This is a genomic window from Natronosalvus halobius (assembly GCF_024138145.1).
Taxonomy (GTDB): domain Archaea; phylum Halobacteriota; class Halobacteria; order Halobacteriales; family Natrialbaceae; genus Natronosalvus; species Natronosalvus halobius.
On sequence record NZ_CP099997.1, the window covers coordinates 2233860 to 2258980 of the forward strand.

Sequence of the window (25121 nt, forward strand, 5' to 3'; positions counted from 1 at the left end):
TCACACACGACGACGGGGCTGGTCAATCTCACTTGAGGCCCGCCGTCTCTCGCTCGCCGATAGCCTCGACGAGCAGTTCCGCGACGTCGACGATCTCGATGTCCGCTTCGAAGCCACCGGTCTTGCGCCCGTCCTCGTACATCGTCATGCACATCGGGCAGGCGACGACGAACTTCTCGACGCCAGCGCCAGCGTCGGTATCCTCGAGCGCCTCGCGAAGCCGCTCCTCGCTCGGTTTCGGCTCCTCGTCGAAGTCCATCCAGAGGCCGCCGCCACCGCCACCACAACAGAACGAGTCGGCGCGGTTTCGGGGCATCTCCTGGAGGTCACAGCCGGTCGCCCGGATGAGTTCGCGCGGGGCCTCGTACTCGTCGTTGTACCGCCCGAGGTGACAGGGATCGTGGTAGGTGACGGTGTAGTCGAGTTCGGTACCCGACAGGGCCAGCTTCCCGTCGGTGACCAGTTCCTCGACGGCTTGCGTCCAGTGAAGTACCTCGACGTCGCCGTCCTGGTTCCAATACTCGTCGTACTCGAACGGCATCATCGGATCGTCGGCAAACTCCTCGAAGTCGACCTCGGGGTACTCGTTCTCGAACGTGTTATAGCTGTGCGGGTCAGTGCAGATCAGCTTCTCGAAGTCACAGGCCTCGAACGATTCGACGTGGTGGCCCGCCAGCTCGAGGTAGAGGAACTCCTCGCCGATGCGGCGGATGTCGTTGCCGTCGTACTTCTCGTCCTCGAAGAGGATGCCGAAGCTGACGTCGGCGGCCTCCAGAATAGTTGCCAGCGAGCGGGCGACTCGCTTGTTGCGTTCGTCGTAGCTCGGGTAGTCGCCGACGTACCAGAGGTACTCGACTTCCTGCTCGCGGGCGTCCGCGAGGTCGAACTCGAGGTCGTCGGCCCAGTCGGCGCGATTGCGCGGCGAGTCGCCGAAGGTGTTGCCGTTCTGCATGACGTTCTGGAAGACGTCCTGCATGTTCGAGTCGACGTCACCCTGGTCGACCAGCTGTCGGTTGAGCCGCGTAAAGGACTGAAGGTGCTCGATCTCGACGGGGCAGGCGTCCATACAGGCCATGCAGGCCATGCACGATTCCATCGTCTCCGCGTCGATAACCGAGGTACCGCCGTCGGCGATGATCGGTCGTTCCTCGCCACCGGCGTCGAGACTCTCGCGGTAGGACTTCAGATCGAGGATGACGTTCCGCGGGTCGAGCGGCCGGTCGGAGGCCTTCGCAGGGCAAACCGACGAACAGCGGCCACACTTGGTACAGGCGTCCTGGTCGAGGATTTCCTTCCAGGTGAAGTCGTCGATGGACTCGGCGTTCGTCGCGTCCAGGTCGGCTGGCACGCCGGGCAGTCGCTTGCCGGCCTTCTCGTCGCGCGTGACGACGTTGGCGAACGACGAGAGCATGTGGAACGGTTTCGCGTAGGGGATCCACGCGATGAAGAAGAACGCGAGCAGCGAGTGCGACCACCAGGCCCACCAGTGCATCGAGGTCGCGAGCGACTCGCTCATGCCCACCGACTCGAGCGCCCCGAGGCTCATCGCCAGGCCGTAGCCGACGAAGCTCACCACCTCGAACTCGGGCATACCGGTCGCGTAGATCCGGATCCCTTCGAGGGCGAACCCGCCCAGGCCGAGTAAGAAGAGGATCCAGACGAACGCGGTGTCCTCGAAGGAGGTGTGTCGCCCCCACAGGCGTTCGTTCTGTACCCAGTACCGGCGGTACATCGCCATTCCGAGGCCGACGACGAACAGCAGGCCCATCGCATCGACCATGAACTGGTAGGCCAGATAAAAGTCGCCGTGCCAGAAGGAGGCGTCGAGGACGAGGCCGTAGGCGTACTCGTCGAAGGCGAGAATCGAGGTCGCAATGAACAGCGAGAGAAAGCCCCAGAAGATGAAGGCGTGCATCAATCCGCCGTAGAGGTCGCGATTGAACTGCTTCTCGTTCGTCAGGACGATTTTCGCCGCGGCCACGACTCGACTCGCGAGGTCGTCGACGCGAGGGACGGGGTCGTCGTCTCCCTCGGCGTAGCGGGCGAACCGCGCGTAGACACCGAACAGGAAGACGAGGATGGCGACGGCGGCGAGGAAGTAAAACAGCACCTTCTCCACGGAAGAGATGCCGTAGTACGTTTCCCGGGTCACCTCCGTCTGCGCTACAACGATCATGTACTATGACGCGGAGAGAGTGTACTTAACTCTTGTCACACCGGCCACTGGATGACCCGGAGCCGTCGTCCGAGAATTACTACTCAGTTGAGAGTTTATTGAGTACAGTTCACTCACTGGTCGGCCAACGCTATACGGCAACAGGCTTAAATATCCACCCGTCTCCAGTGTGCATCCATGAACGAGAAAACCGAAGAACTCCGAGACATCTTCACCAGCGTCACCGACGGCGAAGAGACCGTCACCGAATCCCAGGAAGACACCCGTGGATCGCTCGAGAAGGACGAGCGAACCGTCGAAGAGCGCCTCGAGAACGTGATCGCACAGATGCACGAACGCTACGGCTTCGAGACGCCGTTATCGGAGGCGGAGCTACAGACCGTCGCGAGACGCTACTACGAACGCGACGGTGACGACGAGATCGCCGCCGACCTCGAGGTCGAGCCACAGGACGTCTTCGAGGCTCGATGTGCGCTTCACCTCGTGGACGAGGGCGACGCCGACGAGATCGATCTGGTGGCGATCCGCGAACGGGACGAAGCCGACGCGACCCTCGCCGAGGAGTACGACGTCGATCCAAAGACGATCCGGCGCTACCGCCTGGTCGCGGCCGCGAAAGCGGAATCGCGAGCAGCGAACGACCGCTACCGTGACGAGTTCGATAGCCTGCTGGCCGACTCGGAACTCGCCTCCAGGATGGCGAGTGACGTCCGGGAGGACGGCCTCGAGGATGCGACCGAGGGCATGGAAACGGACGTCTCCTTCTGATCGGTCACTCAGTACAGCTGTTTGCTTCTATTGACCACTCCGGACAGCTGTTTGATTCTGACCGCACCACGCCCGTGCAGTCCGATCCGCCCCCACCGAGCCGACGGTTTATATAGTAACACGCGGCCAGACCGCCCATGTCACACGTCGCGTTCAGCGACCTCCGGACGGCAACCTACTGTCCGCGAAAGCTCTATTACGCCCGCCGCAACGACGACCGCGAGCCTCCGCCAGGAGTCGCCGCCGTCCGCGGCCTCGCGACCCGATACGAATCCCTCCTCGTGGCGACCGACGAGGCGCTCGCTGCCGAACCGATCGAACTCGAGCCGTCCGTCTATCGCGCCAGCCTGTGTCGGACGCGCGATCGATTGACGAACGCCGCCGAGGAGACGCGGTTCCAGCCGCCGCCGGATCGCGACCACGAAGCGACGGCGGTAGACGGGAATCGGTGGAAGGCAACCTGTGACCCCGTCACCGTGGACGCCCTCGTCACCGGTCGAGAGTGCCGTGGTATCGTTCACAAAGTGTTGGGCGATCCGCTCGAACCGGCCCTCGTCTCCGCCGGCAAACCGCCCGACCAGGGCGTCTGGAAATCCCAGCGCGTCCACGCCGTCGCCGCCGCGAAGGCCCTCGCCTGGACACACGAACAGCGGGTCGGCGGCGCCTGGCTCGAGTATCCAGCCTACGGGGAGATCCGGTACGTTCCGATGACGACGCGCCGAAAGGCCGAGTATCGACGGGCGCTCCGAACCGTCCGCGAACTCGACGGGCCGCCGCCGCGACTCAGCAACCGCGAGAAGTGTACCGCCTGCGAGTACGCCGACACCTGTGGCGTCCGGACGCGCAGCCTCCGGTCGTTGCTGGGGTTCGGCTGACTCGAATCGGCGGTGAGAACGCGAGTGTCGTCAGTGAGCACCGAACCACGCCTCGATCTCGTCGGCGAGCGCCCCACGCCGGTGGATCGTCCCCGAGGCGACGTCGACGACGGTGCTCTCGGTGCCGGCCGTCTCGCCAGCCTCCAGGACGACGGCGACGGCCTCTCGCACCTCGGGATCGAGGTCGGCAGGACGGCGAACGCTCCCGCGGCCGCTGACGTTGGCACTCGTCGCCGTGATCGGCGTTTCGGCGCGTTCACAGAGACGGAGCGCGAGGTCGTGATCCGGAACGCGAATGCCCACGCGGTCGGTGCCGGCGGTGAGCACGTCGGGAACGTCCTCGCGGCGGCGACAGAGCACCGTCACCGGTCCGGGAAGAAACCGCGCCATGAACTGACGTTCGCGGTCGCTCGCCCGAACGTACTCGAGGGCCGCCGGAACCGACGGAACGGCGAGCGAGATCGGCTTCGCTCGATCGCGGCGTTTGACCTCGAAGACGCGCTCGACGGCCTCGGGGTCGAGGGCGTTCGTCGCGAGGCCGTAGACGGTTTCGGTCGGGTAGACGACGAGGCGTCCGGTCCGAATGGCCGTCGCCGCTCGCTCGAGATCGGACATGTGCGTGTGCGAGCGTCGGTTCGTCGGGGGCAAAAACGTACCGTCACGTGACGGCCGTCGGATCGACTAGCTCGACGATCGGTCGAGCGCTACGACGTCACTCGAGGTCCCGTTCTGCGGGCTCGAGGTCCTCGGTCGCCGGTCCCTCGAGCAGGGTCCCGTCGGGCGAAAATCGTGAGCCATGGCAGGGACAGTCCCAGGTGCACTCGCCGTCGTTCCAGTCGACGACGCAGTAGGTGTGCGTACAGATGGCCGACACCGCGTGGAGGTCGCCCTCGTCGTCGCGGGCGGCCGCGATCGGTTTCGGTCCTCGTCGCAGGACTCGGCCCTCGCCCGATTCGATCGACGCGACGGCCGGCGAGAGGAGCGTCCGCGCCCAGTCGGTGACGAACTGGCTCGCGGCGTCGGCGTTCTCGGTGAGCGTCTTCGGGAGCGAGGGCTTCGGGGTGAATCGAAGCGGGTCGAACGTCTCGAGCGCCCGTGGTGTCGGCGCGTCATCGGCGATGGTCTCGGCGAGTAGCTGTCCAGCGGCAGTGCCGTTGGTCATCCCCCAACCGCCGAACCCGGTCGCGACGAAGACGTGTTTCGCCCCCGGACCCGCGGGGCCGACGAACGGCACGGTATCGACCGAGACGTAGTCCTGCGTCGACCAGCGGTACTCGATCGACGCCACGGAAAAATGGTCGCGCGTCCAGCGGGCCAGTCGGCGGTACCGGTCGGCGGTCGAACCGCCCTGTCCGGTTTTGTGGTTCTCACCGCCGACTAACAACAGCGTCTCGTCGTCCCCGCGGTACGTGCGAACCGACCGGTACGAGTCGTCGTCCCGGTAGTACATTCCCTCGGGTGGCTCGTCCTGGAGCCTGACGCCCAGGACGTACGACCGTTTCGGGTACAGTCGGGTGAAGAACCCAACCCGATCGAGGAGCGGAAAGCCGGTGGCGAGGACGACCCGGTCAGCCTGCACCGTCCCGTTCGGCGTTTCGACGCGTGGCTGGTTCCCCGGAGCGATGTCGGTCACGCGCGTTCGTTCGTGAATGCGAACCCCATCCTTCGGAGCGAGCGCGCTGGCGAGGCCGAGCAGATACTTCCGCGGGTGAAACCAGGCCTGGTCGTCGAACTTGACGGCCGCCGCGGCGCGCTCGAACGGCGGCACCGATTTGACGAAAGACGCGGGGAGGCCGGCTTCCTGAGCGGCGTTGGCCTCCCGTCGGAATCCGTCGGGGTCGTCGCCGTAGCAATAGGACGGCTGGCGTTCGAACCCGCAGTCGATCTCGAGGTCGTTCACCCGCGACTCGATGGTGTCGATAGCGGCCTCGTTGACCCGGGCGTACGTCCGCGCCGTCTCCCGCCCGAACTCCCGACGCAAGTGATCGTACCGCAGGCCGTGCTGGCTCGTGACTTTCGCCGTCGACTTGCCCGTCACGCCAGATGCGATCCGGTCGCGCTCGAGGACGATCACCGACAAATCGCGCTCCCTGAGTTCGTACGCCGTCGAGAGGCCGGTGATTCCGGCGCCGACGACGCAGACGTCGGCCGTCGCGTCACCCTCGAGCGCCGGGTAGGTCCCATCGGGGGTCGTCGCGAGCCACGGGGAGGTCGGTTCGCCGGGGAGGGTCTCGTCGTCGTGGAAGGATGGAGGCTCGACCATCGTCTCGTCTCGATACTCGTCGCCGAGGGAGAAAAAACGGGTGTGCGTCGAGGGAGAAAACGAGGTGCGCCGAGGGAGAGAAAACGGGTGTGCGTCGAGGGAGAAAACGAGGTGCGCCGAGGGAGACGACCTAGTTGGGTTCGATCACCCGAGCAATTCCGGCACCCCGTCCACCGACTCGAGGACCGCGGCGGCCCCCTCCGCGTCGTACTTCCGGCGGCCCTGCTCACCGGTCAGTCCGCCCGTGAGGACGCCGATACCGAAGTACTCGCGGTCGGGGTCGGGGTCGGCATCCGCGGCGTTCGTCGCCGTCCGGACGTCGTCGAGCGTATCGCCCACGAAGACGACCGAGTCCGCCTGGAAGCGGTCGGCGAGGGTCATCAGAGCCCGCGGGTGCGGTTTGCCCTCCTCCCAGTCGTCCATCGTGAAGCGATGCTCGGCCGGGACGTCGAGCCCCGCGCGCTCGAGGGCAATCTCGGCTTCAGCGGCCGGCCTGCCGGTGACGATTCCCACGTCGTAGCCCTCGGTGAGGTGTTCGCGGGTCTCGTCGGCGAGCAACAGCGGCTCGTCGTGGATGAACCCACGGGTTTCGAGGTCCGAGTCCGGTTCGTCGCCCTCGAGTCCGCGGTAGAGGTCGCTTCCGAGGTAGAGCTGTTGAAAGACGTCCTGGAGTCGCTCGCAGTCCCACCGCTGCTTGATTCGCTCGGTGGCTCGAGCGCCGCACTCCTCACGGACGACGGACTCGGCTGCCTCGAGACCGCCGCCCGCGTCGGCGATGGCGTCAGTGAAGTCCTCGATCGACTGCTGGAAGCCCTCGCCGGTGGCCAGCAGGTAGAGCGCTGCGGCGTAAGTGAGTTCCCAGTCGTTGTTGAACCCGCCCGCGTCCTTGAACAGCTGAATGTCGTCTTTCTCGATGGTCCGGCCGTAGACGTGATCGATAGACTCGACGATGGCCCGTCGGTAGGAGTCGGCGACGTCGACGATCACTCCGTCGATGTCGAGGACGACGGCGTCTGCGTGCATAGCTGATTCCTGGATGGCCTGCCGTATGGACGTATCGACTTTCGGCGTCGCGTGGCGGCGACAGTCGACGTCGTGCGTTGGCGGCTTTCGGCGTCGTGCGCTGGCGGCTTTCGGCGTCTTGCGCCGGGGCGGTCGAGCACGCAAGCGTTCGCTGTCACCTCCATCGGTCCAGAGACGACACTTTAAACCCGAGCACGACCGAACGGAGGGCAATGAACGTCGAGGACCTCTCGGGGCTGCCCCCCGGTGCCCGCGAGCACTTCCGCGAGGAGGGGATCGAGGAACTGTACCCGCCCCAAGCGGCGGCCGTCGAGGCGGGCATCCTCGAGGGCGACAGCCTCGTCGCTGCAGTGCCGACCGCGAGCGGGAAGACGATGATCGCCGCCCTCTCGATGCTGTCGGCTATCGAACGCGGCGGGAAGGCACTCTACATCGTTCCGCTCCGGGCGCTCGCGAGCGAGAAGAAAGTCGAGTTCGACGCGTTCGAACGGTTCGGCGTGACGACGGGCGTCACCACGGGCAACTACGAGTCGACGAGCGAATGGCTGGCCACGAAGGACCTGATCGTCGCCACGAGCGAGAAGGTCGACTCGCTCGTACGCAACGGCGCCGAGTGGCTCTCGGAGTTGACCTGCGTCGTGAGCGACGAGGTGCACCTGATCGACGACCGCAACCGGGGACCGACGCTCGAGGTAACGCTGGCCAAACTCCGGCAACTCAACCCGTCCCTCCAGGTCGTCGCACTGTCGGCGACGGTCGGTAACGCCGACGAGATCGCCGGCTGGCTCGACGCCGAGCTGGTCGACAGCGACTGGCGCCCGATCGACCTCCAGACGGGCGTCCACTACGGCAACGCCCTCCACTTCGACGATGGGACGAACCGTGAAGTGCCCGTCGAGGGCTCGGAGAAGCAAGAGGAAGCCCTCGTCAGGGACATCCTCGAGGAGAGCGGCTCCTCGCTCGTGTTCGTCAATTCGCGGCGGAACGCAGAGGCGGCGGCCCGCCGGTTAGCGCGGACGAGCGGTCCCCAGCTCACGCCCGACGAACGAGGACGACTCGCCGACCTGGCGACCGAGATCCGGGACGTGAGCGACACCGAAACGAGCGACGACCTCGCGACCTGCGTCGAACAGGGCTCGGCGTTTCATCACGCCGGCCTGGCAAGCGAGCACCGGACGCTGGTCGAGGACGCCTTCCGGGATCGGCTTCTCAAGGTCATCTCCGCGACGCCGACCCTCGCCGCCGGCGTCAACACACCCGCTCGCCGCGTCGTCGTTCGCGACTGGCGGCGCTTCGATGCCACCGCCGGTGGGATGGCCCCCCTGAACGTCCTCGAGGTCCACCAGATGATGGGACGGGCCGGTCGTCCAGGACTCGATCCCTACGGCGAGGCTGTCCTGCTCGCGAAGAACCACGACGAGATGGACGACCTCTTCGAGCGCTACATCTGGGCCGACCCCGAGGACGTTCGCTCGAAACTCGCCGCCGAGCCCGCCCTCCGGACGCACGTGTTGGCCACGGTCGCGTCCGGGTTCGCCACCACGCGCGAGGGCCTGCTCTCGTTTCTCTCGGATACACTCTACGCCAGCCAGTCGGGCGAGGCCGGTCGTCTCGAGAACGTCACCGACGACGTGCTGGGGTACCTCGAGCGAAACGACTTTATCGAGCGCGAGGGGGGCGGGAACGGGAACGGAAGCGAAACAGAACCCGTCGACGAGGGCGCGTTCGTCTCCGCAGCCGACCTCGCCGAGTCCGACTCGAGCGACGAGGAGATCACGCTCCGGGCGACGAGCCTCGGCCACACCGTCTCGCGGCTCTACCTCGATCCGATGAGTGCCGCCGAAATCGTCCACGGGCTCGAATCTGCAGACGAACGACCCACGCCCCTCGGCCTGTACCAGCTGATCGCCCGCACGCCGGACATGTACGAACTCTACCTCCGGTCGGGCGAGGACGAGAAGTTCGGCGAGCTGTTCTACGAGCGCGAGGCCGAGTTGCTCGGCGACGCCCCGAGCGAGTACGAGGACGCCCGCTTCGAGGACTGGCTCGCCGCCCTCAAGACCGGGAAACTACTCGAAGACTGGGCTGAGGAGGACGACGAGGATCGGCTCACCGATCGCTACAAGATCGGGCCGGGCGACCTGCGCGGGAAGGTCGACACGGCCGAGTGGCTCCTGGGCGCAGCGGAGTCGCTGGCCGGCGAAATCGGCAGCGAGTGGACGGTCGCGGTGCGGGAGGCCCGCGCCCGCGTCGAACACGGCGTCCGCGAGGACCTGCTCGAACTGGTCGGGATCCGCGGCGTCGGTCGCAAACGGGCGCGACAGCTGTACGCCGCGGGGCTCGAGACGCCCGCGGACCTCCGGGCGGCGGACAAGGGCATCGTTCTCGGCGCGCTCAGGGGGGAGAAGACCGCGGAGACGATCCTCGAGAATGCGGGTCGCGAGGACCCGTCGATGGGCGGCGTCGAACCGCGGGCGCCTGACGGGTCGTCCCGAAGTGGTGGCGGCGGTGGCGCCAGCGAGGGCGTCGAATCCGCCGGCGACGACGGCAGCGACGATGACGACGAAACGCAGGCCTCGCTGGGTGATTTCTGATGGAGCTACTCGCGGGCCGACTCCACGTGGACAACCTCGATTCGTTCGTCGCGGACCTCGGCGGGATTGGCGATACACACGACGTGACGATCCAGGCGTTCGACGCCCGGTACGTCGCGGGTCGACGCCACCTCGAGCGAGCCGTCGCCCTCGCGGATCGAGCCATCGAGCGTGGCGAGAACATCGCCCGCGACCGGGCCGTCGAGATACTGTGCTACGCCGCCGGACGACGCCAGATCGATCGCGCCCTCGAGATGGGCGTCGACGAGGGGGAATCCGACGTGGTCGTCCTGGTCGACGGAGCGGGTAACGAACTCGCGACGCGGACCGACCTCGAGGATAGATTTGGCCTCGAGTCCGTGTCGACGCTCGAGACGGCGGACGGAGACGTAGACGCGGACGCGGAGATAGACGTGGGCGTGGACGCAGGCGTGGACCCAGACGTAGACGCAGACCCGGACACCCTGCGTTCGTTCTTCGAAATCAGCGACGCCGAGCGATCGGCGACGACGGCGAGCCTCCAGGACCTCGTGTGCGAACGGGTTGCGTTGCTCGAGGTCGAGAAGTAGTTCGGACGACGGCGGCAAGCGAATCAGATGACGGCGTACAGCACCGCACCCGCAAGCGCACCCGCGAGCGTCGCGAGGAAGTTCACGCTCTGGTTGCCGAGGAGGTCACCCTCGAGGGTCGCTCCCAGAACGCTGTCGGTGGTCATCCCCAGGAAGCCGGCAACGCCGATGACGAGCGCCCCCATGTGCCCGACGCCGGGATACGCCACGTAGCTCATGCCCGCAATCGCGGCCGCACCGACGATGCCGGCGAGTTCGCCTTGCCAGGTGACGCCGCCGTCGGTTCCTGGTTCGACGCGCTCGAACGTCGTGATCAGCCGCGGCGCGTCGTAGACGCCCCCGATCTCGCTTGAGAGCGTGTCGCTGAGCGCGGTCGCGATCGACCCAGCGAATGCGAATAGAAAGAGGTCGGGGTCAACGGCGAGCAGGTCGGCTTCGCTGGCAGCGAACCCGACGACGGCGACGAGTGCGGCCGCGGTGTTGCCGATCACGTTCGAGCTCCCGCGTGCGCCGTCGTTTTCCTCGGCGACGCCGCGGTCGGTCTTTTGCTCGTATCGGAACCGCGTCGAGAGGCTTCCCACGCCGAAGAACGTGATGAGGACGGCGAACCAGCCGTAGTCGCCGAGGACGATGGTCAGGAGCGCGAGCAAGATACCGGTGAGCATTCCGGCGATAGAGGCCGCGCCCAGCGCGTACGAGACGTAGCCGATCGCGATCGTGATTGCGATTGCGACGACGATTCCGGCGACGTCGATGGTCGGCTCGAGTTCGTACAGGAGCCACAGCGAGAGGCCGACGGTGAGCAGGACGATCGGATCGTCATAGCTGATTAGCACGTCGCGGAGCAACGCCGCGAGGAACGTCCCGCTCACGGCCAGAAACACGACCACCGGAAACGCGCTCTCGAGCGGAGCATCGGTGGCCAGTCGAGCGCCGAGCTGTCCGGCGATGGCGGCGACTGAGCCGACTGCTCCGAACGCGATCGTCTGGAGAATGTCGGCGTCGGTTCGCGTTCGAGCGAGGGTCTCCGCCAGACTGCCGTATCCCACGAGAAAAACGACGCCGACGAAGATCGAGAGCGGGAGCGACCAGTTGACGGCGAGCAGGCCGAGTGTCGTCGCGGCGAGGATGAACGTGAGGAGCCCGAACAGGCGTCCCTCGGCGTAGTCGTCCGGAAACGCGAAGAGATCGAAGACGGGGCCGTCGGTGACGGCGACAGCCACCAGCGCGAGGACGAGAGCGATCGGGGCCGACAGCTCCGGGCCGAGAATCGGAACGGCCAGCGAGAGCGTACAGAGTGCGGCGAAGGCTCCTGCCCGTCGAACCGGTGTCGTCACGGTGTCGATTCCTTTCTGTGGGGGGTACTTGAAGGTTCGTCAACTGCCCCGGGCGTGTTGAGGCGACGCATTCGGCCGTTCGAGCGCTAAGCCGGGCCAGATCGGTTGATTGGTCGATTCGAATATCGCTCTACTATTGCCCTACTCTCGTCCCGCTCTCGTCCCACTCTTGTCCCACTCTTGTCCCACTCTTGTCCCACTTTCACCCCCACTAACGCCCCACTATCGCCCTACTACCGGTCCGTGCGACGAACGGACCCACACCGTAATCGGTATCTGCCGGCCGGGAATACGAGACGCCGTGGGCCTGTACGAACGGTATCTCGCCACACGGATCCGTCGTCACGAGGGGGAGCCGCCGGCTCACGTCGCACTCGTGATCACCGAACGAGACCTCCTCGAGCGCGACGCGTACGAGACCCTCGCGGAGTTCTTCCGCTGGGCCTTCGAGTACGCCGAACGTGTCACCGTCTACGTGAGCGTGCTCGACGCGGCGGCCGTACCGACGCTGCGACGTGAACTCGAGGAAATCGACGCCCCTCGAGCGGTAGCCGTCCGGGGACCGGACGACCGGCAATCGGCGGACACGCCCATCCAGATCGGGATCGGGCTCGGCGGCAAACACGAATTTACGAGTGCAGTCCGGACACTCGCCGAGCACGTCGAATCGGGCGACCTCGAACCGGCGATGATCGACGACGACGACGTCGAAGCACACCTGATCTTCCCGGACGAACCCGATCTCGTGATCAAGACCGGTGCCGAGCGGCTCTCGGACTTCATGATCTGGCAGTCGGTGTACTCCGAACTGTACTTCACCGACGTCAACTGGCGCAACGTTCGAAAGCGGGATTTCCTTCGGGCGGTCCGGGAGTTCTGTAACCGCTCGAGGCGCTTCGGGCAGTGATGGCCAGCCGGTTCGATCCACGTCTCTGCCGAAGCCGGACGGTGTGTTCGAGGAGGCGACACGCGGTCGTTTCCACAGAAACGGTTGGGACGCCGGCGCGAACACCCCGTTCCGGGACGGAGCCAGGACGAAGTGGTGTCACTCTCGATCATACCGAAGTATTTTGGGGCAAGGACAAAGCCCCCTCAGTTCCCAGAATTGAAACAGAGATAGCAAGTCTATCGGAAGGCCACCTCACGAATATCGAGCACCCCCGTACGACGACGTGAGTGGGCCGGGGAAGCGTGTATCCGGATCAGGTTGGCGGTGCAACCAATCCTCGACGGGTGGAGAACGGCTACACGAGCACAATCACGACGAGACGCGTGCTGTCTGGACAAATGGCAAGAAAACGTAACGGTAGCGTGGTTCAGTCGAGTCGTCCATCGAACGATGGGCAACCAAATCCAGCGGCAGCCGTATACCGTGGGGGCAAACGACGGCCCGACCGCGACCGATCGCGACGGCCATCGGCGACACCGACCACACCGGCGAGTGATGGTCGGTCAGAGGAACGACGAGGGGCACACGGAACCCTGTCCCTGTCGAGGCATCAGTCAGATGATAAACGGTGACTAAGACGCGTATGAAATTAGAGGAATTCAAACGAGAGCACATTCAGGAGGGAACGAACGTTCTCGTTCTCTCACCGCTCACCCCACACGGGACGAAAGCGTTTTCCGAGCTGCTTTCGACGACCAACCCATCCAGGACGAACATGGCTGTCGTGACGTACACGCAGCCACCGAGCATGTGGTTGACGGACTGGGAAGCGGCCAACAACGGCCCACCGAACGAAATCACGTTCATCCACAACGGATCGGAACCTGGCGAGGAGATTAGTACCGACCAGCAGCGACCGGGAACGATAAACACGGTTCGTGCGAGCCCACAGGACCCCATCGACGTCGTCACCCACCTCGGCGACGAACTGAAACGCTGGCAAGACGAGGGCGGGCAGTCGGTCATCTCCGTCCAGACGTTGACGATCCTGCTCGAGTACATCGATTTCGACACCGCATTTCGATATCTGCACATTCTCATCCACCGCGTGCAGGCTGCTGGAGCGATCGGGTACTACCAGATGGATCCCACGATCCACGACGAGGAAACGATCAACACACTCTCGGTGCTCTTCGACGTCGTCGCCGAGGTCAGCCAGACCGAAAGCGGTGAGGACGAGTGGACACTCGTCGGGAGCAAGTCACGTGTAGACGCCCCCCACGACCACGACTCGGTAGAGCCGGATCTGGAGTCGGAGGCGACGTTGGACCAGTCGACTCATGACCGTGCGCCTGACGTCGAACGCCCCCACGAACCGCGACGAGACAGCGGCGGAGACGACCACTCGCCGCTCACCGAGTTCAAGACGTGGGTTAGTTCGCTCTGGTCCGGCGATGGAAGCAACAGAAGCGACGGAGACGGTAGAGGCGACAGCGCTCTGAAGCAAACACACGACCGGACGCCCGACGGGAGCGAAACCGGCTCCGTGACTAACGGATCGCTCGATACGGAAACGAACCAGCCACCCCGCGACGCCGGCACCGAACCGCCGGCACCGTCCCAGAACGGGTCGAACGGGACGAGTGAATCGGTCGAACAGTCGGCGGCGCCCGAGTCGGACGATCCGCTGCTGACGGACCAAGAACAGATCCAGCAGTTGGTTGCCCAGTCCGGCGGCCGAATGCGACAGTCGGACCTCGTCGAGGAGACCAAGTGGTCGAGTTCCTCCGTCAGTCGCAAACTCTCGAGCATGGAGGAAGAAGGATTGATCACGCGCGTGCAGGTTGGCCGCGGGAACCTCGTTTTCCTCGCCGGCTACGAACCCGACGCGGCCGTCTCCCCATCCGGCACGTCGAGCGAACGAACGACGCCGCTGAAAGGCGAATAGGTCGTCTGCTGTCAGTCGACACGACCGCGCCCAAGATCGCGTGTACGCCCCGGTAACGCTGAATGGGACACACCGGGATTGGTTGGGATGGCCGAAATTACTAAGGTACGTAAGCAGATACCAAAGAGCGTTAAATACGACCAAAGCGACAACATCTTTCCTGTATAATACATGGCGACATCAACAAACACAGCAGACGACTCGAATGGGGGGACGGTGCTCATCGTCGACGACGAGCCCGCAATTACCAGTGCATACGCACGGTGGCTCGAAGGAACCTACGAGGTCAGGGCCGCAAACAGCGGCCCGGGTGCACTCGAGAACCTCGACGAGGGGGTCGACGTCGTTCTTCTCGACCGGCGCATGCCGGACGTCTCCGGCGACGAACTCCTGGAGACGATCCGAGAGCGCGGCCTGGATTGTCGGGTTGCGATCGTCTCGGCCGTCGAACCGGACTTCGACATCATCGACATGGGGTTCGACATGTACCTGGAAAAGCCGGTTTCGGAGCCGAGCGAACTCCGGGAGACAGTCTCGAAACTGCTGGATCGGTCGACGTACGACGAACAGATGCAGCAGTTCCTCTCGCTCGCCTCGAAGAAGGCGTCGCTGGAGGCGAAAAAGAACGAAGACGACCTCTCATCGAACGAGGAGTACCAGGAGCTCGCCGATCAGGTCGATTCCCTGCGAGCGGACCTCTCGGCCACGGCGATGGAGTTGGACGACGAAGATCTCCGTGCGGAGTTCCACAACCACTGATTCGTCCGTCGTTCGTCGGGTCGGCTGGGTGGGGATACGGTACTGCGCCACAGCCTGTGTACTCGATGACGATTCGAACGCCGAACGCCGAACGCCGAACGCCGAACGCCGAACGCCGAACGCCGAACGCCGAACGCCGAACGCCGAACGCCGAACGCCGAACGAATCGGTTCCCGTGAGGCCGCTCGAGGATTGATCGAACACAGAGACGAAAACCCACTCATCACGACGAAACGAGCGTATCCATGCCATCAGCAGATCGAATCTCGACCGGAATCACCGGTCTCGACACGATTATCGACGGCGGATTGATCCCGAACAGAAGCTACCTGCTACGAGGAAACCCGGGAACGGGGAAGACGATGATCGGCCTGCACTTCCTGCTCGCGGGAGCCGAAAACGGCGAGGACGTCCTCTGCATCAACCTCGAAGAGTCCACGGCCGACATCAAACGAAATGCCGAGTCCGTCGGCCTCGATTTGTCCGCCGTCGAATTCCTGGACATGAGTCCGAGTTCAGATCTGTTCCGCGAGTCACAGAACTACAGCATATTCTCCCCCGACGAGGTAGACCAGGAGTCGTTTGCTGACGAAGTGACCGCCCGGATCGAAGAGGTCGAGCCGAGTCGCGTATTCATCGATCCGATCACGCGACTTCGTCACCTCGTCCCCGACGAGTACCAGTTCCGCCAGCAGGTCATCTCCTTCATGCGATTTTTGCAGAACATGGGCACCACCGTGATGTTCACGTCCCAGCACATGGAGGGAGCCTCCGACGACGACCTCCAGTTTCTGAGCGACGGGACGTTTCACCTCGACAATACCGAGCACGGGCGGACGGTCTCCGTCCCGAAACTTCGCGGGTCGGACGCCAGGCGGGGCCCACACTCGCTTCGAATTCGAGACGACGGCGTCGACGTGTTTCCCCGCCTCACGATTCCAGAGCAGGCCGCCGATGCTGGGTTGGGAACGGTCCAGTCCGGTGTTCCGGCGTTCGACGAACTATTGATGGGCGGTATCGACCGGGGGACGATCACCGTCATCAGCGGGCCGACCGGCGTTGGAAAGACGACGACCGGCGCCCAGTTCATGAAAGAGGCCGCTGGACGCGGTGAGCGGTCGGTCATCTACATGTTCGAGGAGACCAAGAAGACGTTCTTCACGCGAGCCGAGAACGTCAACATCCCGGTCACGAACATGGTCGAACACGGGACGCTCGCCGTCGAGGAAGTTGAACCGCTCAACCGCTCCGCCGAGGAGTTTGCACACGAGGTACGACGCGAGGTCGAGGAAAACGACACGAAGATCGTGATGATCGACGGCATCAACGGGTACCGACTCTCGCTGCGCGGCGAACGAGAACGGCTCATTCGAAAGCTTCACTCACTGGGTCGGTACCTGAAGTCCAGGGGAGTAACCGTGATCCTCGTCGAGGAGGTCGGGACAGTGACGAGTCAGTTCGAAGCGACCGACGTCGACATCAGCTACCTCTCCGACAACATCATCTTCCTACGGTACATCGAAGTCGATGGTGAAATGAAGAAAGTCATCGGTGTATTGAAAAAGCGTACGAGCGACTTCGAGCGGACGATGCGCGAGTTCGAGATCTCGAGTCACGGCATCAAGGTCGGCGAACCCCTCAGAAATCTCCAGGGCATTCTCAGCGGGATTCCAACACGAACCGACGAACGATCCAGCCACCCCGATTCAACCCTCTATCCAGGAGAATGACTCCATCGTCGACCGGTGAGAGACGGGCGGCGAGCGACGACGAGTCGGCCGTCACGCCCCGATCGCGAGTCTTGATGCTCGTCGATCACGATCAGAACCGGCAGTTGCTCGTCGACTGGTTAACGCCGAGATACGATGTCGTCGTCCCCGACGTCGTGGAGACAGTCGACGTATCCTTCGACCTCTGTATCGTCGACGAAGGGGCGTTCAGACGACTCGAGGAGTGGTGTACGTCCCGGAAGGAAGCCGTTCGCCCGACGTTCTTGCCGTACCTGCTGATCACGAATCGATCCCACACCCCAACTGCGTTGGACCGAAATTGTATCGACGCGGTCGTGTCGGTCCCGGTCAGGAAAGCCGAGTTGCGCGAGCAGATCGACGATCTCCTCTCTAAACGACGGGAGTCGGTCGTGCTCACCGAGCAAAAGCGACAGAGTCACGAGCGATTCCAGACGCTCTTTCACACGGCACCGGATCCGGCGTTCGTCTTCCGAGCCGACGGCCTCGTCCAGGAGGTCAATCGGGCGTTTTGCGCGAAGATGGGGCTCGAGCCCACCAAGGTCGTTGGCGAGCGGTTGCAGGACCTCGACGCGTTTTCGGACGACGTTCTCGAACAGCTTCGTCCGGTGGACGAGGCAGGGGACGAGGAACGCGAAGTTGCGTACCGAACCGTCGACGGTCGCCGTCGAATTGCGGAGGTCAACACCTCCAGGATCGACACCGAGGACGAACTCGAGGAGATCATCGGAACCTTTCGCGACGTAACCGAACAGCGCCGACAGAAACGCGAACTCGAGCGCCAGAACGAGCGCCTCGACGAGTTCGCGAGCATTCTCGCTCACGAGCTTCGAAATCCGCTCGGCATCGCCCAGATGTACCTCTCCATCGCACGAGAGAGCTACGAGACGGAGGATTTCGATCAGATCGACGACTCGCTCGAGCGGATGAGTGAGATGATCGACGAACTGCTCTCGCTCGCCAGAGAGGGCGAGACGCTCGATGTCACCGAACGGGTCCCGCTCGACGCGGTCGTCGACGACGCCTGGTCGCAGGTGGCTGCACCCGAGGCGACCCTCCGAACGGAGTCACTGTCCGGAACCGTCGAAGCGGACGTCGATCGGCTCGAGCGAGTGTTCGAGAACCTGTTTCGAAACGCCATCGAGCACGCGGCGGACGACGTGACGGTGCGGGTCGGATTGCTCGAAGACGGGCGGTCGGGCGTGTTCGTCGATGACGACGGCCCCGGCATCGACCCCGACGTCCGCGAAACGATTTTCGATTGGGGGTTCACGACCGGAGGCCAGGGGACCGGCCTCGGCCTCCCGATTGTCAAGCAGATCATCGAAGCACACGGGTGGGAGATCGAAGCGGTCGGCAGCGAGACCGGCGCGCGATTCGAGATTGACGGACTGTCCCTCTCGTGAGCAGGAACCCGCCTTCAATGCCAGACTCCAGGTCACGAGCGAGTGTCCAGGTGACGATGCGATGCGCTCGAGAACTTGCCTTTCAGATCTCGAGTGGCGTCGCCCCAGGTGAGTACCAATGTCTCTGTGTGACGCCGTGCGCGGTACAGTCCGAATGCGGTTCAGTCCGAATATGTGACAGAGACGAGTTCGACACAGGTCGTGAGTGAACTTCGCCGAACGGGACTTCCGTTTCGACGCAATCGAGACGACGGGCATTTCGACCGCGTCTGACTCATAGAGATACTGATGAGTAATACCCGGCCCGAGGCCTACCTATATATCTTACGGCCGTCCCGGGCAATTGCGGGGCAAACTCCTGAAAGCGCGTGAAATGGCACGAAAAACGCAAATTGCAAGCAACGTTTACGCCTCGGTAAGAACCGTTTACGTTTTCCAGGTATTGCCGCCACTGCTGTGGGTTTTGGATTCTGCAACAGTTTTCGAACGGCGGAAACGATTGTAGAGGTCACTGCAACTGTTCGAAATCTACTGGATGGGGTTTATTGCTTTATTACCCTCTCCGCTATCGTACCTGATGATGAGTCAGTCACGAACCGCATCCACGACGCACGACACACCGGCCGTCGACGAATCCCCCATCAGCGGACCCGCGTCCGGAGACGCGGACGCGGAGGAAGAACCCGCCCTTTCGAAGGACGAAATCTTCCACCTGCTGCAAAACGAGCGTCGTCGCTTCGTCCTGCAATTCCTGCAGGGGAAGGACGATTCCGTACGCATGCCCGACATCGCAGAACAGGTGGCCGCCTGGGAGAACGACACGACGGTCGAGCAACTGTCCTCACAGGAGCGCCAGCGCGTGTACATCCCGCTCTATCAGTCCCACCTGCCCAAGCTGGACAAGGCCGGGATCATCGACTACAACCAGAGTCGCGGCATCGTCGAGCGGAAACCCCTCGCCGACGAGATGGACCGATACATCGACGCCGAACGGGACGGAGACGGTCAGGGGCCGGACGCCAGCGCACGCCCCGACTTCGCATCGGGTCGTTTCGTGGGCTTCACCGGCGTCTCGGCGATGGTGTTCCTCGGTGCCATCCTCGAGGTCACGGCCTTCTCGCCGCTCTCGATGGCCATCCTGTTCGCCGTCGGGCTCCTGGGGTACACCCTGATGACGGCGGAGAAGTTCAACGACGGCGTCTTCGGCCGAACCGACCAGTCGTAAGCACCTTTTATCGTCGCTCGTCGCGGTGGCGTTACGCTCTCGAGTCGCAACTGCACACAGGTCGCCGAACGGTACGCCGACTCGCCGTTACGTGAACGCTCTCCCGGTAGCGGAGCCGATCAGTCCGCCACTCGCCCGTTCGAGTCGACCGTTTCGACCCGTCCGTCGGCATCGGCGCTCACGTTCTCGAGTTCGTCGACTGCCGACTGTTCGGCCGTCGGCAAGGAATCGCGAAACCGCGAGAGGATCGCCCGCGCGTCGGCGAGTTCGGGTTCGCTCACGGCACCCAGCAGGGCCAGCGCCCGTCGGGCGCGCGTCCGTCGCCAGGACGCCTCGCGGTGTTCGTAGGTCCTGATCCCGCGCAGGAAGTCGGCTTTGGAGAACTCCGGCCAGTACGGCGCACAGAAGTAGACTGCGGCTTCGTTCCCGTTGGCGTGCCAGGGCAGGAAGTTCGAGGTTCGTTCGTCGCCTCCGGTTCGGATGATCAGATCCACGTCGCGAACCGACTGCCCGTATAAGCGCTCGTCGATCGTCTCGACGTCGATGTCCGCCGGCGAGAGCGTCCCCGCCTCGATGTCCCGAGCGACGCTCCGAGCTGCCTCGAGCAGGTGAGTTCGACCGCCGTAGGCCAGCGCGATGTTGAGCACGAATCGGTCGTAGTCGGCCGTCCGCGACTCCGCGTAGTCGATCGTCTCGCGAACCCGGGATGGGAGGCGTTCGATGTCGCCGATGGCGCGGATGCAGACGCCGTTGTCGTGGACGCGATCGGCGTCGGCGAACTCCCGGAGTTTCTCACAGAGGAGGTCGAACAGCGCCTCCCGTTCGTGCTTGGGTCGGGAGAAGTTCTCCGTCGAGAACGCGTAGAGGGTGAGTTCCTCGACGCCGATCTCCTGACACCACTCGAGGACTCGCTCGGTCGTGTTGGCACCGGCCCGGTGTCCGTCGGGGGCGTCGTCACCGTGTTGCCGGGCGTAGCGGCGGTTCCCGTCCTGGATCACGGCGACGTGCGTCGGTGCGCCGGAGACCTCACTAGAAAGCAGCCGCTCGTAGCCCCAGTTGATTCGCCGGCGAAGCCAACTCCTCATCGTCGGTACCAAGAATGGCTATCGTTATGGTTCTTGTGTGTGTTTCGTCCGCAAACGGTGCGCTCGAGGGGGCGTGGGCCGCGCTCGTGGCTGCGGTTACGAAAGGGGGTGCCGGCGACGCGGTCGCCGCCCGAACGCGAACCGTGACGGCTATCCGTCGGCGCACGAACCCTCGAGGCATGGCAAACGCGATCGACGAGGACCTCTACCAGCGGACGAAGGCGTTGCTCGAGCCAGGGGACATCCAGCTCAACGGGGCCGTCGTTCACACCGAGTACGGCTCCGACGAGGACGTCCAGATGATGCAGGCAACGATCGACGTCGGCGACGTCATCGCCGAGCACGCGGGTCACGACCCGAAAGATTGCTTCGTCTACTCGGGCAACGACGACCCGAACTTCTCCTCGAACCAGCACCAGGGGCTGACCCTCCAGGACGAGGAGTTCGTCTGGGAGTGTCAGCAGCTACTGCGCCAGGGGACGTTCGACGTCGTGATATACTACGAGGCGAGCGCCGACCACGAGGCGATCCTCGAGGATATCGAGGAACTGGGTTACGACATGACGGGCGTCGAAGGCGAGTGAGCCGCGCCGTGAGTACCCACAGTCAGCGCTCGCGAACTCGCTCGAGGACCGTTTCGGTCAGTTCGCGCTGAAAGACGCGATCCGGCAACGAGTCGACCCACCGTACCTCGCCGATCGACTCGTCCTCGACGCCGGGATCAGACGCGGGTTCCGTCCCCTCGGGAGTCGCTTCGAAGTTGACGACGCGGAATCCCACGCGTCGGTCTTCGTGGCGGAGTTCCCACCGGGCCACCGCGTGCGGGCGCTCCGGGGTGACCGCGATGCCGGTCTCCTCGTGGACCTCCCGGATCAGCCCCTCTTCGAGTGATTCGTCGGGACGTAGCGTCCCACCCGGGAGGAACCACTGTTCGTCCTTCTCCTGGTAGATCAGGAGCAGACGCCCGTTGTCGTCGAGAACGGTGCCGACGGCGACCCAACCGGATCGATAGGCCTCCACCTCCGTCGCCGCCGCGAACGCGTCAGCGTCGACCGTCTCACCGTCGCGTCGAACGAGCAGGTCGTCGTACGCCGCTCGAGGGTCGGTGACCGTGGCGTCGGCGTACCCGCGCCACTCGCTCGAGTCCATACGTGACCGTGGGCGAGCCCCGGTAATAATGTCTTCTAATTGACTCTATCTGTCCGAAGCGCTCGGCCCGTCGGCGGGGTGGTCCCGGGTCGTCCAGCCGTCCCGAGGCCCTTATGTCCCGTCCGTCCCGACACCCGTGCATGAACACGGACGTCGACCTCACCGAGCGCGAACGGGCGGTCGTCAACGCCTTCCAGGGCGGCTTTCCGGTCGTCGAATCGCCCTTCGAACCGGCGGCGACCACCATGCGCGAGGCCGGGGTCGAGATCACCGCGAGCGAACTCCTCGAGACCGTGGCCGACCTGGACGAGCGTGGCGTGCTCTCCCGGTTCGGCCCCCTCGTGAACGCCCAGGAGATCGGCGGCGCGGCGACCCTGGTCGCCATGCACGCCCCCGAAGACCGGTTCGACGAGGTCGTCGAGGCGGTCAACGACCACCGCGAGGTGGCGCACAACTACGAGCGCGAGCATCCGCACCTGAACGTCTGGTTCGTCGTCTCAGTAGCAGATGAGGCCGAGGTCGAGCGAGTGCTTGAAGATATCGAAGCCGAGACCGGCCAGGAGACGTACAACCTGCCCAAACTCCAGGAGTTCCGCGTCGAGGCGAAATTCTACGTCGACGGCCCCCTCCAGGACGGCGGTCTCGACCTCACTCACCAGGGCCCCGCCGTCGAGCCGATCGACCGCGCATCGTTGACACCCGCGGAGCGCGACCTCGTGCTCGAGGTTCAGGACGGGTTCCCGATCACCGAGACGCCCTACGCCGACGTCGCGGAAGCCATCGGGAAGGACCTCGAGTGGACGCTCGAGACGCTCGCCCGGTTCGACCGGGAAGGGAAGATCCGACGGATCGGCGTGATCCCGAATCACTACGCGCTCGGCTACACGGAAAACGGGATGACGGTCTGGAACGTCCCCGACGAGATGGTCTCGGCGGTCGGTCCCGAGGTGGCCGCCCTGCCGTTCGTCACCCACTGCTACGAGCGCCCGCGCCACGAGGGCGTCTGGCCGTACAACGTCTTCGCGATGACCCACGGTCGGAGCGAAGCCGAGAGCGACCGACGCGTCGAACAGGTTCGCGAGACGATGGCCGAGTACTGGGACGTCACGGACGACGACTGGGACACCCTGTTCTCGACGCAGATCCTGAAGAAGACCGGGATCAGACTCGCGGAGCGGGCGGACGCAAATACCGAGTCGGAGACGGGAACAGAGACGGACACGGACACGCAGACGCAACCCGAGGCGACGTCGCGATAACTCCTCGAGACGCTACCGATGATCCCACTGTTTCACGACTTCACGGACGCGACCGTCCTCGTCTTCGGCGGCGGCCCCGTCGGCGCACGAAAGGCTCGCCGATTCGCCCGCGAGGCGCAGGTGTACGTCGTCAGTCCCGACTTCGCCGCGACCGACTTCGGTGACGCCGAGCGGATTCGAGCGGCTCCCGACCCTCCGGACGTAGCAGGCTGGCTCGAGCGCCACGACCCCGCGCTCGTCGTTGCCGCAACCGACGACGAGGCGGTCAACGACGCCGTCGTCGCCGCCGCTCGAGATCGCGGCGTCCTGGTCAACCGGGCCGACAGGGCCGGATCGCGCGACCCGGGAAGCGTCGTCGTGCCCGCGACCGTCCAGGACCCGCCCGTGACCGTCGCCGTCGGAACCGGGGGAACCGCACCCGCGCTGAGCAAGTACCTCAGGCAGGAACTCGAGGACGCGCTGGCAGGCGCCGGCGAGATGGCGACGTTGCTCGCGGAGCTGCGAGCGGAACTCAAGGCCCACGGTGTCGACCCCGAACGACGGCGGCAGGTCGTCACAGACGTCGTCAATACGTCGTCGGTTTGGACAGCTTTACGTACGGGTACCACCAACCACCGGCAAGTGATCGACGACGTGCTAGCTGAGGAACGACTGGGTGGTGAGTCGCGGTGATCCGCGCGGGCGTCGTTTCCGGAATGCGGGTGACCCACGAGAGCGGCGGCATCGACGACATCGCCGCCGCCAGCCCCGAGAGACAGCGACTGGCCGTGAGCACCCTGGTGTCCGCCCCAAACGTCGAAGAGGCGTACGTCCTCTCGACGTGTAATCGGGTCGAAGCCTACGTCGTCACCGCCGACCCGGCCGACGGACGGGCAGCCCTCGAGGCGTTCTTCGAGGGCGTCGATGCGGATGCGATCATCGCGAGCGACCACGAGTCGAGTCTCAGACACCTCCTCCGGGTCGCCGCCGGCCTCGAGTCGGTCGTCGTCGGCGAGGACCAGATTATCGGGCAGGTTCGGACCGCCTACGAGGACGCCCGTACCGGCGGCGGCATCGGCGAGTTGCTCGAGCGAGCCGTCACCAAAGCCATCCGGGCCGGGGAACGCGCCCGCACCGAAACGGCGATCAACGAGGGCGTCGTCTCCCTGGGCTCGGCCGCGACCCGACTCGCCGCGACGGCCCTCGACCTCGAGGGCGAAACCGCCCTCGTCGTCGGTGCCGGCGAAATGGGGCAACTCGCCGCTCGCAGCCTCGCCGATTCAGGCGTCGGCGAGGTCGTCGTCGCCAACCGAACCGTCCCCCACGCCGAACACCTGGTCGACGACCTCTCAGTCGAGGGGACGGCCGTTTCCCTCGAGACGCTCGAGGCGGCCGCGTCCGACGCGGGAGTCGTCGTCGCGGCGACCGGCAGCGCCGACCCTGTCCTGGAGCCGACTCACCTTGGCGCGCGCGAGCAGGTCGTCGTCGACCTCGGCCAGCCTCGCGACGTTCGCCCTGCCGCCGGGTCCCTCGAGACCGTGACGCTCTACGACCTGGACGACCTCGAGGAGCTCACCGCGGAAACCCGCGAGCAGCGCCTGGACGCCGCTCGCGACGTGGAAGCCATCGTCGCCGCGGAGTTCGACCACCTCTGTGCGCAGTACAAGCGTGCCCGCGCCGACGAGGTGATTGCAGCGATGTACGAGTCCGCCGAACGCCTGAAACGACGAGAACTCGAGACGGCGCTCTCGCGACTCGAGGCGACCGACGAGGGACTCACCGACGACCAGCACGAGATCATCGAGGCGATGGCCGACGCGCTGGTCGGCCAGTTGCTCGCCCCGCCGACGAAGAGCCTGCGGGAGGCCGCCGCCGAAGACGACTGGGCGACGATCAACACGGCCCTGCAGTTGTTCGATCCGGACTTCGGTGGCGACGAGGTCGTTACAGCCGGTGCGAGAACAGCGGCAGTCGCGAGTGAGGCGACCGCCGACCAGGACGCTTCGATCGGCGCACTCGACGACGATTGAGGCGGTCGTCGGCACAATCGTTATTTCACTGGCTTGCGT

Annotated in this window: 21 protein-coding genes; 14 read left to right on the top strand and 7 right to left on the bottom strand. The window is 64.7% G+C overall.

All coding sequences use genetic code 11. The features are described from left to right. Positions 1–28: 28 nt before the first annotated feature. On the bottom strand, positions 29–2176 hold the full coding sequence (locus NGM15_RS11015; RefSeq protein ID WP_253430723.1) for a heterodisulfide reductase-related iron-sulfur binding cluster: 2148 nt from the start codon (positions 2174–2176) through the stop codon (positions 29–31). A gap of 177 nt (positions 2177–2353) precedes the next feature. Here NGM15_RS11015 and NGM15_RS11020 point away from each other — a divergent pair, with 177 nt between their 5' ends. Both NGM15_RS11020 and NGM15_RS11025 read left to right on the top strand, forming a co-directional pair. Next, the gene (locus tag NGM15_RS11020) at positions 2354–2944 is read left to right on the top strand and encodes a conditioned medium-induced protein 4 (protein WP_253430724.1); all 591 of its coding nucleotides are present in this window, start codon (positions 2354–2356) and stop codon (positions 2942–2944) included. Between the two features lie 137 nt (positions 2945–3081). After that, positions 3082–3819 carry a CRISPR-associated protein Cas4 gene (locus tag NGM15_RS11025; RefSeq protein ID WP_253430725.1) on the top strand — a complete coding sequence of 246 codons (738 nt, stop codon included), beginning with the start codon at positions 3082–3084 and terminating at the stop codon, positions 3817–3819. A 30-nt stretch (positions 3820–3849) separates the two neighbouring features. On the opposite strand, the gene NGM15_RS11030 is transcribed toward NGM15_RS11025, so the two are convergent. The 3 genes from NGM15_RS11030 to NGM15_RS11040 form a co-directional block, all read right to left on the bottom strand. Beyond that, positions 3850–4434, bottom strand: a complete 585-nt coding sequence (locus NGM15_RS11030) for an L-threonylcarbamoyladenylate synthase (RefSeq protein ID WP_253430726.1) — start codon at positions 4432–4434, stop codon at positions 3850–3852. A gap of 97 nt (positions 4435–4531) precedes the next feature. Further along, on the bottom strand, positions 4532–6082 hold the full coding sequence (locus NGM15_RS11035) for an FAD-dependent oxidoreductase (RefSeq protein WP_253430727.1): 1551 nt from the start codon (positions 6080–6082) through the stop codon (positions 4532–4534). Between the two features lie 144 nt (positions 6083–6226). Further along, positions 6227–7105, bottom strand: a complete 879-nt coding sequence (locus NGM15_RS11040) for a TIGR01548 family HAD-type hydrolase (protein WP_253430728.1) — start codon at positions 7103–7105, stop codon at positions 6227–6229. Between the two features lie 212 nt (positions 7106–7317). Between NGM15_RS11040 and NGM15_RS11045 the strand changes: the two genes are divergently transcribed. Together NGM15_RS11045 and cgi121 are read left to right on the top strand one after the other, a co-directional pair. Continuing rightward, positions 7318–9699 (top strand): ATP-dependent DNA helicase, encoded by a 2382-nt coding sequence (locus tag NGM15_RS11045; protein WP_253430729.1) that lies wholly within the window; start codon positions 7318–7320, stop codon positions 9697–9699. Further along, entirely contained in the window at positions 9699–10268 is a 570-nt protein-coding gene (gene cgi121 / locus NGM15_RS11050; protein ID WP_253430730.1) for a KEOPS complex subunit Cgi121, read from the top strand. The genes NGM15_RS11045 and cgi121 overlap by 1 nt, the downstream gene beginning before the upstream one ends. Positions 10269–10291: 23 nt before the next feature. Here cgi121 and NGM15_RS11055 read toward each other — a convergent pair whose 3' ends face one another. After that, a complete protein-coding gene (locus NGM15_RS11055) occupies positions 10292–11605 on the bottom strand; it encodes a DUF92 domain-containing protein (RefSeq protein WP_253430733.1) in 1314 nt (437 codons plus the stop codon). Positions 11606–11906: 301 nt separating this feature from the next. Between NGM15_RS11055 and NGM15_RS11060 the strand changes: the two genes are divergently transcribed. The 6 genes from NGM15_RS11060 to NGM15_RS11085 all read left to right on the top strand — a co-directional run bounded on the left by NGM15_RS11060 (position 11907) and on the right by NGM15_RS11085 (position 19580). Continuing rightward, positions 11907–12512 (top strand): undecaprenyl diphosphate synthase family protein, encoded by a 606-nt coding sequence (locus NGM15_RS11060; RefSeq protein WP_253430736.1) that lies wholly within the window; start codon positions 11907–11909, stop codon positions 12510–12512. Positions 12513–13137: 625 nt separating this feature from the next. After that, a complete protein-coding gene (locus NGM15_RS11065) occupies positions 13138–14442 on the top strand; it encodes a helix-turn-helix transcriptional regulator (RefSeq protein WP_253430739.1) in 1305 nt (434 codons plus the stop codon). Positions 14443–14613: 171 nt separating this feature from the next. Beyond that, on the top strand, positions 14614–15201 hold the full coding sequence (locus NGM15_RS11070) for a response regulator transcription factor (RefSeq protein ID WP_253430741.1): 588 nt from the start codon (positions 14614–14616) through the stop codon (positions 15199–15201). Between the two features lie 245 nt (positions 15202–15446). After that, positions 15447–16931 carry an ATPase domain-containing protein gene (locus tag NGM15_RS11075; RefSeq protein ID WP_253430743.1) on the top strand — a complete coding sequence of 495 codons (1485 nt, stop codon included), beginning with the start codon at positions 15447–15449 and terminating at the stop codon, positions 16929–16931. Continuing rightward, positions 16928–18355 carry an ATP-binding protein gene (locus NGM15_RS11080; protein ID WP_253430745.1) on the top strand — a complete coding sequence of 476 codons (1428 nt, stop codon included), beginning with the start codon at positions 16928–16930 and terminating at the stop codon, positions 18353–18355. The genes NGM15_RS11075 and NGM15_RS11080 overlap by 4 nt, the downstream gene beginning before the upstream one ends. A gap of 580 nt (positions 18356–18935) precedes the next feature. After that, entirely contained in the window at positions 18936–19580 is a 645-nt protein-coding gene (locus NGM15_RS11085) for a DUF7344 domain-containing protein (RefSeq protein ID WP_253430747.1), read from the top strand. 119 nt (positions 19581–19699) lie between these two features. Here NGM15_RS11085 and uppS read toward each other — a convergent pair whose 3' ends face one another. Continuing rightward, complete coding sequence (gene uppS / locus NGM15_RS11090) at positions 19700–20665, bottom strand: polyprenyl diphosphate synthase (protein WP_253430749.1); 966 nt, start codon at positions 20663–20665, stop codon at positions 19700–19702. A gap of 179 nt (positions 20666–20844) precedes the next feature. On the opposite strand from uppS, the gene NGM15_RS11095 reads away from it, so the two are divergent. Further along, positions 20845–21249, top strand: a complete 405-nt coding sequence (locus NGM15_RS11095) for a DUF5778 family protein (protein WP_253438047.1) — start codon at positions 20845–20847, stop codon at positions 21247–21249. Positions 21250–21271: 22 nt separating this feature from the next. Here NGM15_RS11095 and NGM15_RS11100 read toward each other — a convergent pair whose 3' ends face one another. Continuing rightward, entirely contained in the window at positions 21272–21814 is a 543-nt protein-coding gene (locus NGM15_RS11100; protein WP_253430751.1) for an NUDIX hydrolase, read from the bottom strand. 140 nt (positions 21815–21954) lie between these two features. On the opposite strand from NGM15_RS11100, the gene ahbB reads away from it, so the two are divergent. The 3 genes from ahbB to hemA are packed head-to-tail and all read left to right on the top strand — an operon-like array spanning position 21955 to position 25082. Continuing rightward, positions 21955–23073, top strand: coding sequence for a siroheme decarboxylase subunit beta (gene ahbB / locus NGM15_RS11105; RefSeq protein WP_253430753.1), 1119 nt, complete (start codon positions 21955–21957; stop codon positions 23071–23073). Between the two features lie 18 nt (positions 23074–23091). Beyond that, on the top strand, positions 23092–23745 hold the full coding sequence (locus NGM15_RS11110) for a precorrin-2 dehydrogenase/sirohydrochlorin ferrochelatase family protein (RefSeq protein ID WP_253430755.1): 654 nt from the start codon (positions 23092–23094) through the stop codon (positions 23743–23745). Further along, positions 23742–25082, top strand: coding sequence for a glutamyl-tRNA reductase (gene hemA, locus NGM15_RS11115; protein WP_253430758.1), 1341 nt, complete (start codon positions 23742–23744; stop codon positions 25080–25082). The genes NGM15_RS11110 and hemA overlap by 4 nt, the downstream gene beginning before the upstream one ends. Positions 25083–25121: the final 39 nt, after the last annotated feature.